The following is a 13,706-nucleotide window of genomic DNA, read 5'->3' on the forward strand; positions in this document are numbered from 1 at the left end:
ATCCCAAAGGTATCAAAGAGTGGAGACTTTAGGAAGCTTTTGGTACTTTAACTTGATTCAGAAAAAAAAGGATTTGCTAAATACTATAGATTTTCATTCGAACCAAACATTTCTGATAAATTGAAAAAGCCAAATGAACTTTTATAAGACTTGAAAAGCCTGTGATTGTTTTTGTTATAAAACTCTGCTAATGCGGTCATCATCTTAGCTTTGATTTTGGTATTGTTATCAAAAATTTCCTGTAAGGCAAAATGTGGAATCACCAATAAATCCGCTTGATCAGATGCAACAATCGCGGTGTAGATTCTTTTTTGATTTTCAAGTAAAGAATTTTCACCAAAAGCTTCATTTTTCCGGACCTCGTGGATTTTTTCAAAATTATCTTTGATATCAATCGATAAATTGATCAGTCCCGATCGGACCATATAGAATGCCTGACTAGGATCTCCACTGAAAAACACTACCTCGTCTTTATAGTACGTACGGTAATGCAAGGCTGGTAGAAATTTAGCCATTTCCACATGCTTGAGCTTTTCAAAAAAACCCACTTGCATGAAAAACTCAAAGATTTCTAATTCAGAAACTGAAAACGTACGTGAAAATGGATTGATCATGGGTGTGCTTTTTTCTTGAAATATATAACCTCTTGGGTACTTCCCTTTAGTTTTACGAGTTCACTGATTCGAAGGCCAATAACCCAAACAATTTTTTCTCCACTAAGCATAACCTTCACATCTCTTTTTTGAATCATTGACACTTTCAAATCTACCAAAAAATCACTGATCTTTTTTTCCTTATTCATTCCCAATGGCAAAAACCGATCACCAAGCTCCCAATTTCTGACCTTCAAAGGGAAAATCAGGCTTGAAACATCCATCATGGCATTTTCAGAAGAATGATCGACGAAACTGTTTTTCTGAATGCGCAAAATATCATATCCTTGACCATGAATCGAACATGCAACATCTGTATGCTCAATTTCAAAAGGCAAAAACTCATTTTTTCGATTACCTAATAAGAGGTTTTCTCTATCTACATTGAGCGTATGAGCAAAGGAGTGAAAGAGTTTACCAACCTGATTGTCATCAACAGCCTGTAAAATATCTTCTACCTGTGCGGAAGAAAAACCTGTATCTCTCAACCAATAAAAAAGCATGCTGTGCCTTCCTGGTATTGTTTTAAAAGAGGAAATTTTTAAATATTCGTATTCACCTTCCCTGACAACTTCTTCATTTTTCCAACGCTCATACAAATGATGAAATGCTTTCCCAGTATCTTTTATTCTTCCAAAGCTCTCTGCCATCTGCTTTAAGCCTTTTGGGAACCCCTGTTCGACCTGGGCCAATACTTGGTTGCGGATAAAATTCCGTTGATATATATCCTTTTGATTGCTTCGATCTTCTCTCCATGTAAAGCCATTACTTTCCATAAAAGTCACCAAGGATTCCTTTCGGAAATTTAAAAGAGGTCTAATAATATGACCTCGCCTCTCAGCCATTCCATAAATCCCATCAATTCCACATCCTCTCAAAAGATGCAACCAAATTGTTTCTAATTGATCTTCAAAATGATGTGCAACCAACACCGCCTCATACGCATGATGAATAACTAGATCTTCTAGCCATTCGTAGCGTAAAGTACGCGCCTTCATTTGTATGCTTTCGTTGGAAAGCTTATCCCAAACCTCCAAGGGGACTACTTGACCATGAAACCCTACACCCCAGCGAGTGGCCAATCCCTGTACAAACGTAAAATCTTCTTCACTATCTGTTCCCCGAAGATTGAAATTGACTGTTGCAACATCAAAAGTAATCCCTGATAAATGTAACAAATGACCCAAAGCAACAGAGTCAACTCCACCGCTAATCGCTAGAAGGTATTTTTTTTGAGGATCCAAAAGGTTTTTTGAACGTATATAGCTGATAAAGTCTCCGAGCATAGATCAAAAATACCAATTTTAGTTAATTTTGCCACCTATTCATTCTCAAATGCGACAACTTATCCTTCTATTTGCTTTCTATTTTTGCCTCACAAGCTATCCGCTAGCTTTTGGCCAAGGGGATAATTTATTGGAAATCCAACAAGCAGAACTGCTTCAAGGTGCTAGTGGATTTGAACGATTGTTGCTAAATGTCCGCATGAAACACCAAAACTCGCTCATCTACTGTGATTCGGCACATTTTTACAGAGAAGAAAATATGGCAAAACTATTTGGAAACGTCCGCATTGTAGACACTAAAGATCCAATAGTAACTACCAGCCGCTATGCAGAATACGATGGCAACACGCGCATGGCCAAACTCCGAAACAATGTAATCCTGAAAAATGATGGCACCACTTTATATACAGAGTTTTTGGATTACGATCGGACCACTGGGATTGCCAATTACTTCAACAATGGAAAAGTGGTCGATAGTACCAATGTGCTTACAAGTAGACTGGGGACCTATGAAACAAGCATTGAAAAAATCACTTTTACCGAGGATGTAGTACTTGTCAATCCTGATTATACGCTCAAAACTAACTTTATGATTTATCGGACGGTTCCGAAAACAGCCGAGACGGTAGGGTTGACGAATATTGTTTCCAAAGAAGGTGATCTTCTAAACGCCCAAAAAGGAAGCTTTTACGATACCGAAAATAAAATCTTCCGCTTTTTTGAGGGAGACGTAGAGAATGAACGAAGCAGAGTGTATGGTGACATTCTCTATTATGATGAAAAACTTCAATATTATGAAGGACGGAATAATGTCGCTGTCCTAAATAAAGAGCGAAATGTAGAAGTCTTTGGAGATGAGGGGAAATATTGGGAAGATAGGAAATATAGCATCGTGACAGGAAATGCGATGGTACAGCGCTACTTTGAGCGAGACACGCTATACGTAATTGCAGATACTCTAATTTCCCAGGATAGTGAGTTAGCCGAAGAACGGTTTATGAATGCATTCCGAAATGTTCAGATGATTAAAGAGGATTTTAAGGGGAAGTCAGATTCCTTGTCTTACAACTTTGCAGATTCAACCGTACACCTCTACCGCGACCCCATACTATGGAATGAGAAATCACAAATCACAGCAGATAGTATTCATTTTTTAATTGCCAACGAAGATATTGATCGGGTCTTTTTGCGCAAAAACGCCTTCAACATCACCAAAGACACCATTGGTAATTTCAATCAAATCAAAGGAAGAAAGATGACGGGCTATTTCTTAGAAGGTAAAATTAACCGTTTCCACATTGAGGGAAATGGAGAGTCTTTATATTTTGATTTGATTGGAGATTCCACCTTAAGAGGGATGAACAAAATCCTTTGCTCCAGTATAATGATGTTTTTTGAAGATGGCAATATTCAAAAAATCAATTGGTTAGTAAAACCTGAAGGTTCATTTCTTCCACCTCATATGCTCAAGGAGGAAGATAGACTATTAGAAGGCTTCGTTTGGAGAGAGGAAGAAAAGCCATCCTTAGAAGAGTTTTTCATTTGGAGAACACCCAAAAGAAAGGAAAATAAAGGCAATAGTCTCTTTGATAAACCTGAAGTAATCATACCACTCCCTTCGGATGACGAAATACAAAAAGCGTTGGACGAAAAGAAAAATTAAACTTGCAAAACAACAGGATCAACCCTTCGATTTTTGAGATGAATTCTGGAAACGATAATTAATAAAAATTATTTTGCAGAGGTTAACAAAAATTAACCCGTATATTATTATTTGTATAAATCTTATTGTTAAATTTAACGTTAAACTAGTAAAGTACTTAATTTCTGACGCTTATTGAAAAACTTTACATGAGACAAATCCTTTTGATATTAGCTTGTTTGATCATGCTGCCATGGTATTCTTGGGGTCAGGTTCGTGTGTTGTCAGAAAATACCAATTTTACAGGTAAAATCGGAACCACCCAACGCAAGTCATTAATCATTCAAAATGAATCCTCTCAGGCTAAGGAATATGCCTTAAGATCATTAAAAGGGAATGTAGGAAGTTCGCAAAACCTGAAAGTTTGTTTAGGTGATAAATGTTTCGATCCTAAAAGAGAATTGGGCAAAATCAAATTCACCTTAGGCCCTGGAGAAATATACACAGATCTTTACTTAGAGTTAGATTTGGGAATATCCGAGGTAAGAGGAAGTTTTGATCTTCAATTCATTCAAGGAACTAATAGTAGAGATATGTTTACAATCGAAGCTGTATATGACGTATATGCTCCAAATGCATCAGACACTATGCATAAGGATATATCCTTAGGTGAAATTTACCCCAATCCAAGTAACCGGATTGCTCAAATCGATTATGAATACAAAAACCCAAATGCCACAGCAAAAATTGTGGTAAATAGCTTTATTGGCAACCCAATTGCAGAATATCAATTAGACCCACTACAGAAATCCTTGGCTATCAACGTGGCTAACCTCAATCCAGGTATCTATTTTTATACCCTTTTTGTGGACAACAAAAATATAGTAACAAAAAAACTCGTTGTTAAGAAGTGATCTATTCCTCCAAAGAGTTTCAGTTTGATACCAAATAATTATACCTTATATTTGCGCCTCCAAAAATTTATGAATAAGTACCTCATCCATAGCATCCTTTTTATCAGTTCTCTTTCATTCAGTTCTTGTGGCAAGTTTTATAAACTTGAGAAAAGCACTGACTGGGAAGTGTTGTATGAAGCTGCTAACAAATATTACAACGAGGGAGAGTACAACAAGGCCATTATCTTATACGATAAGGTCTTGCCTGTAATCCGTGGAAGTGAAAAGGCTGAACTAGCAGACTTCAACTATGCATACAGCCACTTTCGAACCAAACGCTACATAGAATCTGCTGGATATTTTAATACATTCTACCAAACTTACAATCGAAGCCCATTGGCAGAGGAAGCATTGTTTATGAATGCTTATTCCCTTTATCAGGACTCCCCGGACTATAATTTGGATCAAAAAAGCAGCAAAGATGCTGTAAATGCCATTCAGCTTTTTATCAATCGTTTTCCACAATCTGACTCTTACGAGCGAGCCATGACGATGATAAATGACCTGCAAGTAAGGTTTGAAGAAAAGGCTTATCAAGAAGCAATGCTTTACTTACGAATGACAGAAGGCCTTTTCCCAGGTGATTTTTACAGAGCATGTATTATTAGTTTCCAGAATTTTGCTAAAAACTATCCTGACAGTAAGTATAACGAAGAGTTAGCATACAAATTAGTAGAGGTATCACTTAAATATGGTGCCAATTCAGCTTTTGATAAAAAGGAGGATCGTTTGAAAGATGTAGCCAAATTTACAGATCAATTCAAAAGACGATATCCTGATAGTAAATACACCTCATCCGTTGAGAATTACTTCAAAAAATCTGAAGCTGAACTTATTGCACATGCAAAAGTGAAAAAAGAATTTGAAGAAAGAAGAGCGAAAGCGGAAGAAGCAGCCGCCGCAGCCACAGTACCAGAGACCGCTACTTCTGGACCAGCAACGAACAATAACTAGAAAAACTTAACAACGAATATTATGGCAGTCAATCCATCCATCATTACCAGAGATCTGGATAAGTTAGCAACTAACACTGGCAACATTTATGAATCAATTCACACTATTGGACAGCGTGCGAAGCAGATTTCTTCCACAATGAAAGAGGAATTGAATAATAAATTATCTGAATTTGCTTCCACTGTTGATAACCTTGAAGAGGTTTTTGAAAATAAAGAGCAAATTGAAATCTCTCGCTTCTATGAAAGAATGCCAAAGCCAAGTACGCTTGCTATGGAAGAATTCTTAGAGGGAAAAGTTCATTACCGTATGCCAGAAGAATCCAGCGAAGGTTAATGCATTTAGACGGTAAAAAAATTTTATTGGGAGTCACTGGAAGTATTGCTGCTTACAAAGCCGCACACTTAACAAGACTTCTTGTAAAAGAAGGAGCAGAAGTGCAAATCATTATGAGCACTTCTGCTCTTGATTTTATAACACCTTTAACTCTGGCCACTCTCTCCAAAGGCCCGGTACATCATCAGTTTGCGGATTCCGCAACCGGTGTTTGGACCAACCATGTGGAATTAGGGATGTGGGCGGATTTATTTTTAGTGGCTCCGATTTCTGCCAATACCCTTGCTAAATTTGCTCAAGGAATCTGTGATAATTTATTAACAGCAACCTATTTATCGGCAAAATGCCCTGTTATGGTAGCCCCAGCAATGGATTTGGATATGTATCTTCATCCTGCTGTCAAAGAAAACCTTCAAAGACTAGCTGACTTTGGAAATATTATTTTAGAAGCTGAATCAGGTGAATTAGCTTCTGGACTGAATGGTCAGGGACGCTTGATGGAGCCTGAACATATCCTTGAACATGTTACTCAATTTTTTCAAGAGAGTCAGACTTTTCGAGGTAAAAAAATCTTGATCACTTCAGGTCCCACGCAAGAGGCGATCGATCCCGTACGGTTTATCTCCAATCACTCTTCCGGTAAAATGGGGGCCGCTATTGCAGAAGCTTTCGCTAGTAAGGGTGCAGATGTAACCGTAATCCTTGGGCAGGGCGCCAAAAAGCCACATCATACAGGTATTAAAATACATACTGTCAGAAGTGCTCAAGAAATGTATGAGGTGACCCAAATTCACCATCACCAAGCAGACATCTGTGTGTTTGCGGCGGCAGTTGCAGACTACACTCCTAAAGATATTGCAACTGAAAAAATCAAAAAGTCAGATGATCAGATGCAAATCACGCTAGTGAAAAATGTGGATATTGCCTTCGCTCTGGGAAAGAAGAAAAAGCAAGGACAAATTCACGTAGGCTTTGCTTTGGAAACAGAAAATGAAGTGTTTCATGCAAAATCAAAATTAGAAAAGAAAAATTTTGATCTAATTGTTCTCAACTCCATGAGAGATCAAGGTGCTGGATTTCAATATGACACGAATAAAGTCAGCATCTTTTTCAAAAATGGAAAAAGCCTCACGACAGACACCTTACATAAAGATGAAGTAGCTAAACTGATAGTTGACTGCGTGAAAGACTTACCAATTGAAATTTGATTCAGAATAATTCGTTAAATTCATGAGTCCAATGAAAAGCATGAACTTTCTACGAATCTTAGCGATCCTACTTCTTGTCTGCACACATCTATCCGCGCAAGAACTCAACTTTACTGTCATCATCAACAGTGATCGAGCGCGTACAATGGAGACGAATGTCTTCCAAGACATGAAATCCAATTTTGAACAGTTTCTGAATGGGAGATCATGGACCAACGATCAATTCAGTGCTAATGAACGCATCAAAGGGAACATGCTTCTAACCATTGGAGATATGACCCAAGCTGGAAGCTATAATGCAACAGTTCAAATTCAATCTATCCGACCCGTTTTTGGCACCAATTATGAAACTATGGTCCTCAACTTTATTGATAGAAACTGGTCTTTTGATTACATCGCCTCTCAACCAATAGAGTTTAACAGATTTTCTTTTTTGAACAACATCAGTTCCTTGCTTTCGTTCTATGCCTACATTTCACTGGGCTTTGATTACGATAGCTTTTCTTTGAAAGGCGGAGATCCTTATTTTGAAATCGCCAACACTATCGTCAATAATGCCCAATCCTCTACACGGATCGGATGGACTCCTAGCAACAGTGATCGAAGAAACAGAAATGCATTAATTACAGATGTATATACTTCTTCAGTCATGGCCCCTATCAGGGAATCCATTTATTTATACCATAGAAAAGGGCTAGATCTTTTGATTACTAATCCTGAAGAAGCTTACGCAAATATAGTGGCTGCGCTCAAATTAGTGGCAGAAGCTAATCAAATACAACCCAATAGTATACTCACCATTGCATTTATGGATGCTAAAAGTGAGGAAGTCAGCAATATTTTAAAAAGGGCACCCATGGAAATCCGAACAGAAGCTGTAGCCTTATTGTTAAAAATTGACCCCACGAATGCCAAAAGATACAATGATATATTGAAAGGCTAGGGACTATTTTACTAGATTTGTTTTTCCAAACGCTTCGTTCCTGACATGCTCAAATCACTCCGTATACAAAATTATGCCTTAATCCAAAGCCTGGAGATGAATCCAAGCAAGTCACTCAACATGATTACAGGCGAAACTGGGGCAGGTAAGTCGATTATGCTTGGAGCAGTGGGTTTATTATTAGGCAATAGAGCAGATAGCAAAACCTTGCATGATCCAGAAAACAAATGTGTGGTAGAAGGTGTTTTTGAGCTCAGTACTTATCAGCTGCAGCACTTTTTTGAACAGCATGATCTTGATTATGAGCCTGAATGCATTATCCGGAGAGAAATAAGCCCCGCAGGAAAATCAAGAGCTTTTGTCAATGATACCCCCGTAGTACTTGATATTCTCAAAGACCTTGGAAAGTCTTTGATGGATGTACACTCCCAACATGACACACTGATGCTCGGGGATGGTAGCTATCAACTTTCGTTGATCGATGCCTACGCATCTACCCAAAAAGAGCTCGAATACTATCAAGAAACATTCGCCTCGTTTGAGCAAAGCAAAAAAAGATTGCGTACCCTTCAAAAAGAAGCAGCTGATCTTCAAAAAGAAGCAGACTTCAACAAATTTCAATTAGATGAATTGGCTACTCTGCGGTTAGAAGCAGGGGAACAAGCAATGCTCGAGGAAGAGCAGGAAATCCTTGAAAATGCAGAGGAGATCAAGAGCAAAATCCAAGAGGTTCTCAATCAGTTAGAAGACGAGCAATTTGGCATTTTACGCATGCTCTCTCAAACGAGTCATGGCGTCCAACACCTGAGCAAGCTCACCCATAAATTTGACTCCTTACAGGAACGCACCCAATCTGCTTGGATTGAGTTGCAAGATATTGCCGCAAGTTTAGAAGAAGAAGACCAAAAGATCGAAGTAGATTTTGAAAGGCTTGAGGAAGTCCGCGAACGATTAAGCAAAATTTACCAACTGCAAAAGAAGCACGGGCTTGATTCGGTGGAAGCTTTGATATTATTGGAAGAATCCTTGGCAGAAAAAGTATTGAAAGCAGAAAACCTTGACGAGGATCTTGAAAAGCTTGAAAAAGAACTTCAATTGCAGGAGAAAAACATGTTGGAAGCAGGGAAAAAACTAACAAAAAAACGCACTGAAAGCTTCCTCCCTTTTGCGCAGGAGTTAACGAAGTTGTTGCAGCAATTGGGGATGGAAAATGCAGACATTCAATTAGAGCAGACATCGATTGCCCCAACCAAACTTGGATTAGATCAGCTGGATATTCTATTTTCTGCCAATAAGGGTGTAAAGCCACAAGCCTTGAAGCAAGTAGCGTCTGGTGGGGAATTTTCTAGATTGATTTTCGCCATCAAATACATCATGGCCGATAAAATGGCCTTACCAACTCTGATTTTTGATGAAATTGACACAGGTGTATCAGGGGAAGTTGCACTCAAAATGGTCAAAATGATGCAAAACATCGCAGATAAACATCAAGTTATATGTATTTCGCACCTGCCTCAAGTTGCCGCCAAGGGAGACCATCATTACTTTGTCTACAAAGATCACTCTGCTGAAAAAACTATCAGCAGGATGAAATTACTTGAAAAAGATGCGCGTGTCGAAGCAATTGCCCAGATGATTGCGGGTGCCAGTCCATCTGAAGCAGCCTTTGAAAGTGCACGTGAACTGCTTAAAAACTGATAGATCAGGTTCGCTGGGTGACTCTTTTCATACAATGCCTTATCCATCCATGAATTAGCTTCCAGATTTTTTGACTATTTTTACCGATTAATCTTAGTAACCAACCAAAAAAATATACAATGGCTGAAAATTTACTAAAAGGGAAAGTAGGCATCATTACAGGTGCCTTGGACGAAAATTCCATCGCCTGGAAAACTGCTATCAAGGCCCACGAACAAGGAGCGAAATTTGTATTGACCAATGCGCCTATAGCCATGAGAATGGGAGCTATCAAGGAATTGGCTGAGCAGTGCAACACAATCGTGATTCCCGCAGATGCTACTTCATTGGAAGATATCGAGAAACTTTACTCTGAGGCTAAAGAATTTTTAGGAGGCAACTTTGACTTTATACTCCACTCCATTGGGATGTCCCCAAATATACGTAAAGGAAGGTCTTATGGTGATCTCAACTATGATTGGGCAGTCAAATCTTATGATGTATCGGCCATCTCTTTTCATAAGATGATGCAAGTGTCTGAGAAAATGGATGTCATGAATGAATGGGGTTCTATCATGGGTCTATCTTATATCGCAGCTCAGAGAGTCTATCCTTTTTACACCGATATGGCAGATGCCAAAGCCATGTTAGAAAGCATCGCTAGAGGATACGGCTACAGATACGGTAAGTTGAAAAAAGTCCGAGTAAATACCATCTCTCAATCCCCTACCAAAACTACTGCTGGAACAGGAATTGGAGGTTTCGATACCTTCTACAACTTTGCAGATAAAATGTCTCCATTGGGCAATGCATCTGCAGAAGCTTGTGCAGATTACATCATCACCATGTTCTCAGACTTGACCAGATACGTAACTATGCAGAATCTTTTCCACGATGGAGGATACTCCACTACGGGGATTTCAGAAGAATTGATGGATCAATTTAAAGATTTATAAGATGAAAAAAGTAGTTCTTGGAGCGTTAGCTCTTGCTTTTGCGGGCCTGTTTGCTTGTACTAGTCAGGAAACAAGCAATGAAGTAGAAGTTGTTGAAGAAGAGTTAAGCAACCTTGAAAAAGAACACTTGCTGGAACGTGTGGCCTATGCAGACAGTGTGAATGCGGGGCTAATCGAAGACACCTTCAAAGGTAGTGCTCGTAGAGAGGCTTCAGCAAGCATGGGAGGAACAGATATTACCATCAATTACGGTTCCCCAGGTATGCGCGGTCGTGTCATCTGGAATGGCTTAGTTTCTTATGACCAAGTATGGGTGTCCGGTTCACATTGGGCTACGGCAGTAACCTTCTCCAAAGATGTAGCCATTAATGGCGTAACGGTACCGGCTGGCATGTATGGATTTTTCACCATTCCAGGGAGAGAAGAGTGGACATTGATTTTGAACAAGGTCTATGACCAGCATTTGGCCGATGAGTATGATGAGGCAGAAGATGTGGTAAGGGTAAAGGTAACACCGGAAACACTTGACAATCCTGTGCAACGCTTAACCTATGAAATTTTAATGGCAGGTGACTCAGAAGTTGAGATTGCCCTCTCTTGGGACACCATAAAAGTTCGGATGCCCGTAAGCCTGTAAGACTTTAAAAAAAGCTACTCAAAAGAGTAGCTTTTTTTTAGAAAACGCTTTTCAAAGGTCGAGCCAAATGATAGTTTGAGGGTTTTTTAAAAAAATTTTGTGAATTTCATCATGGATAAGTTATTAAAATACACCTTGATTGAAAAATCATGGCCACTGATAATGAAAATATCTTGAATCAAATCAGAAATCTTCTTTTTGAAGATGAAATGGATTTTTGGAATTCATTAGATGAGGAAACGAAAGAATCTATCCAAAGGGGTATAAAAGATTATCAAGATGGGAAAGTTAGACCTCATAATGAGGTTATGGAAGATCTTTATCAAAAATATAAAAAATGAGTTTTGAGGTAATTTGGACGAGAGAATCTGAAATTAGCCTTTCAGAAGTCATCGATTACCTAAGTATCAAATGGTATGACAAACAAATTCTGAATTTTCTTGAAAAATTAGACTCAACTATTTCAAAGCTAAAAGAAACCCCACAGATTTATCCTGCATTTGGACCTCTAAAAATTCGAAGAGTTCTAATAAACGGACAAACTAGTTTATTTTTTTAAATTTGAAAATTAGCAAATTATCATTCTGATTGTCAAGAGTAATAAAAAATAACCTATTTACTAAGTCTTAAACTCTACTTTAAATAGTACCAATCCATTCGCCGGTGCAGCTTGAGTAATTGGGGATTTCTCTAAACTTTTCAAGGCATCCTTGAGACCTTCTTTACTTACTTTCCCAGCTCCTAAATCTACCAAAGCCTGTACCATAATCCGGATTTGATAACGCAAAAAACCAGCACCCCTAAGTTTGATTAATAGGGATTTTTTTGGAAAATCATCAATTCCCGCCAAGGGATGATGGAGGACTTCTGCATGTAAAATCTCACGCTCATAGCTATCGCTAACCTTATCTGCTGAACAAAATCGTCTAAAATCGTGCTTCCCAATAAAGATTTTAATAGCTTCTTTCATTTCCTCTACTGCTAAATCTTCTGGAAAGAAACTAAGCGTACCCGCATGAAATGGATGAAATTTTTCCCCATAAGCCACGTGATAGTGGTATTCTTTACTAGCTACATCCTGAATGATATTGAAGGAAGCATCCACTACCCTGCCTTCCCCTACTCGAATATCAGGAGGTAGATTACGATTAATCGCTTCGTGAAAACTCCCAATATTTTCAATTTCTGAGGCTACATACAAACAGAAAAAAGCTTGATTAGCCGAAACCCCAGCATCTGTCCTGCTCGCTCCCAAGGTCCGGAATTGTTCATGCCCCAATACATATCGAATACACCGTTCCAAGGTACCCTGCACTGTTTTCGCATTGTTTTGCTTGGCCCAACCTGCATATCGGAGTCCTAGGTATTGAATGGGAAAGCGGTAAATGAATGGTTTATTTTGCATCTATAAATTTCAATTCTTTGTTTCTAACAATTCTTTAACTCCGAAATTCCCCTCCCATTCCCACACAAATGCAGGGATTTGATATTTTTCTAAGGTTTTATGCACATCTTCAAGATAATTTATTCTTGAACGTTCATCAGCATTAATAGTCACCCCATACTCCGTACACCATAGCTGTACTCTGTGCCGACGAGCCCAGTCAGCTATTTGTGAAATTTTATCTTCCACAGCTAGCAAGTTACCCGTACGCTCATAATCCCTAAAATTGACTTCAGCTGCTGTATGCATGGCTTTTTTGTCCAGATCAGGCATTCTCCCTTTTTGAAATGGGTAGGGAATCCCCATAGTAGCATGCTGATTACCTGTCCACTCCGTACCTTGATGAGTAAATATGTATGGCTCATAATAATGAAATGTATAAATCAATCCCTCAAAAGGAAATGGCTCCATCCTACTCAACTCAAACATACTATTGGAATTTGTCGCTCCTACGATGATGGGAATTTGGGAATTTTCAGCTCTGATTCCTGAGATAAGCTCAATGGCTACCTGCTCCCAAGACGTTGGTGACAGGTTCGGTTCGTTGACTATTTCTAAATAGATCCCCTGTGAATTTGATCCAATTACCTGCAACACCTTTTTCCAAAAATATAGGAGTCGCTTGGAATCTTCTTTGAAAGAATGCTCAGCTAACCCATGATCAAAAAAAGATAATACTAGTACGAGGTCATTTTTTACACTGAAATCAATCACTTTCTTCAGTTTTTTCTCAAAACTAGGATCACAAGCAAACCAATACTCGAAAGCTAATGGCATCCTTACTGCTGAAATTCCCTGTTTCTGTACTGATACCAATTGCTTTTTTACATTTTTGAATCGAAAGACAGGCCGATCCCATACACGCTCTAGGCCTGTAAGATTCATCCCTTCTATCTTAGGGAGAGGTTTGTTTTCTTGGGCCTGCAAAGGGTAGTTTCCAATCAAACAAACCCAACAAAATAAGAGTCGCGACAAGGTAAAAATTTTAGTACTTAGTTTATAAATCATTTCAGA

At 38.7% G+C, this 13,706-nt stretch carries 14 protein-coding genes; 10 read left to right on the forward strand and 4 right to left on the reverse strand.

The features are described from left to right. Nucleotides 1-83: 83 nt before the first annotated feature. Together IPZ59_RS02290 and tilS are read right to left on the reverse strand one after the other, a co-directional pair. Nucleotides 84-614 carry a Crp/Fnr family transcriptional regulator gene (locus IPZ59_RS02290; protein WP_236138268.1) on the reverse strand — a complete coding sequence of 177 codons (531 nt, stop codon included), beginning with the start codon at nt 612-614 and terminating at the stop codon, nt 84-86. After that, complete coding sequence (gene tilS, locus IPZ59_RS02295; RefSeq protein WP_236138269.1) at nt 611-1,939, reverse strand: tRNA lysidine(34) synthetase TilS; 1,329 nt, start codon at nt 1,937-1,939, stop codon at nt 611-613. Before tilS ends, IPZ59_RS02290 begins: the two co-directional genes overlap by 4 nt. Nucleotides 1,940-1,988: 49 nt before the next feature. Between tilS and IPZ59_RS02300 the strand changes: the two genes are divergently transcribed. The 10 genes from IPZ59_RS02300 (at nt 1,989) to IPZ59_RS02345 (ending at nt 11,589) form a co-directional block, all read left to right on the forward strand. Beyond that, complete coding sequence (locus tag IPZ59_RS02300) at nt 1,989-3,602, forward strand: OstA-like protein (RefSeq protein WP_236138270.1); 1,614 nt, start codon at nt 1,989-1,991, stop codon at nt 3,600-3,602. Nucleotides 3,603-3,790: 188 nt separating this feature from the next. Continuing rightward, a complete protein-coding gene (locus tag IPZ59_RS02305) occupies nt 3,791-4,495 on the forward strand; it encodes a T9SS type A sorting domain-containing protein (protein ID WP_236138271.1) in 705 nt (234 codons plus the stop codon). 69 nt (nt 4,496-4,564) lie between these two features. Further along, entirely contained in the window at nt 4,565-5,491 is a 927-nt protein-coding gene (locus IPZ59_RS02310; protein ID WP_236138272.1) for an outer membrane protein assembly factor BamD, read from the forward strand. Between the two features lie 21 nt (nt 5,492-5,512). Then, nucleotides 5,513-5,827 carry a DNA-directed RNA polymerase subunit omega gene (locus IPZ59_RS02315; protein WP_236138273.1) on the forward strand — a complete coding sequence of 105 codons (315 nt, stop codon included), beginning with the start codon at nt 5,513-5,515 and terminating at the stop codon, nt 5,825-5,827. Beyond that, complete coding sequence (gene coaBC, locus IPZ59_RS02320; RefSeq protein ID WP_236138274.1) at nt 5,827-7,035, forward strand: bifunctional phosphopantothenoylcysteine decarboxylase/phosphopantothenate--cysteine ligase CoaBC; 1,209 nt, start codon at nt 5,827-5,829, stop codon at nt 7,033-7,035. The genes IPZ59_RS02315 and coaBC overlap by 1 nt, the downstream gene beginning before the upstream one ends. Nucleotides 7,036-7,075: 40 nt before the next feature. Beyond that, complete coding sequence (gene porD / locus IPZ59_RS02325; RefSeq protein WP_236139760.1) at nt 7,076-7,978, forward strand: type IX secretion system protein PorD; 903 nt, start codon at nt 7,076-7,078, stop codon at nt 7,976-7,978. A 45-nt stretch (nt 7,979-8,023) separates the two neighbouring features. Further along, nucleotides 8,024-9,676, forward strand: coding sequence for a DNA repair protein RecN (recN, locus tag IPZ59_RS02330; protein ID WP_236138275.1), 1,653 nt, complete (start codon nt 8,024-8,026; stop codon nt 9,674-9,676). Nucleotides 9,677-9,795: 119 nt separating this feature from the next. Beyond that, nucleotides 9,796-10,611, forward strand: a complete 816-nt coding sequence (locus IPZ59_RS02335; protein ID WP_236138276.1) for an enoyl-ACP reductase FabI — start codon at nt 9,796-9,798, stop codon at nt 10,609-10,611. Between the two features lies 1 nt (nt 10,612). Beyond that, entirely contained in the window at nt 10,613-11,248 is a 636-nt protein-coding gene (locus IPZ59_RS02340; protein WP_236138277.1) for a DUF2911 domain-containing protein, read from the forward strand. A gap of 149 nt (nt 11,249-11,397) precedes the next feature. Further along, nucleotides 11,398-11,589, forward strand: coding sequence for a hypothetical protein (locus IPZ59_RS02345; protein WP_236138278.1), 192 nt, complete (start codon nt 11,398-11,400; stop codon nt 11,587-11,589). Nucleotides 11,590-11,867: 278 nt separating this feature from the next. On the opposite strand, the gene truA is transcribed toward IPZ59_RS02345, so the two are convergent. Then, complete coding sequence (gene truA, locus IPZ59_RS02350; protein WP_236138279.1) at nt 11,868-12,653, reverse strand: tRNA pseudouridine(38-40) synthase TruA; 786 nt, start codon at nt 12,651-12,653, stop codon at nt 11,868-11,870. A 9-nt stretch (nt 12,654-12,662) separates the two neighbouring features. Then, nucleotides 12,663-13,667, reverse strand: coding sequence for a glycoside hydrolase family 5 protein (locus tag IPZ59_RS02355; RefSeq protein ID WP_236138280.1), 1,005 nt, complete (start codon nt 13,665-13,667; stop codon nt 12,663-12,665). Between the last annotated feature and the right edge of the window lie 39 nt (nt 13,668-13,706).

This window comes from Mongoliitalea daihaiensis (assembly GCF_021596945.1).
GTDB lineage: Bacteria > Bacteroidota > Bacteroidia > Cytophagales > Cyclobacteriaceae > Mongoliitalea > Mongoliitalea daihaiensis.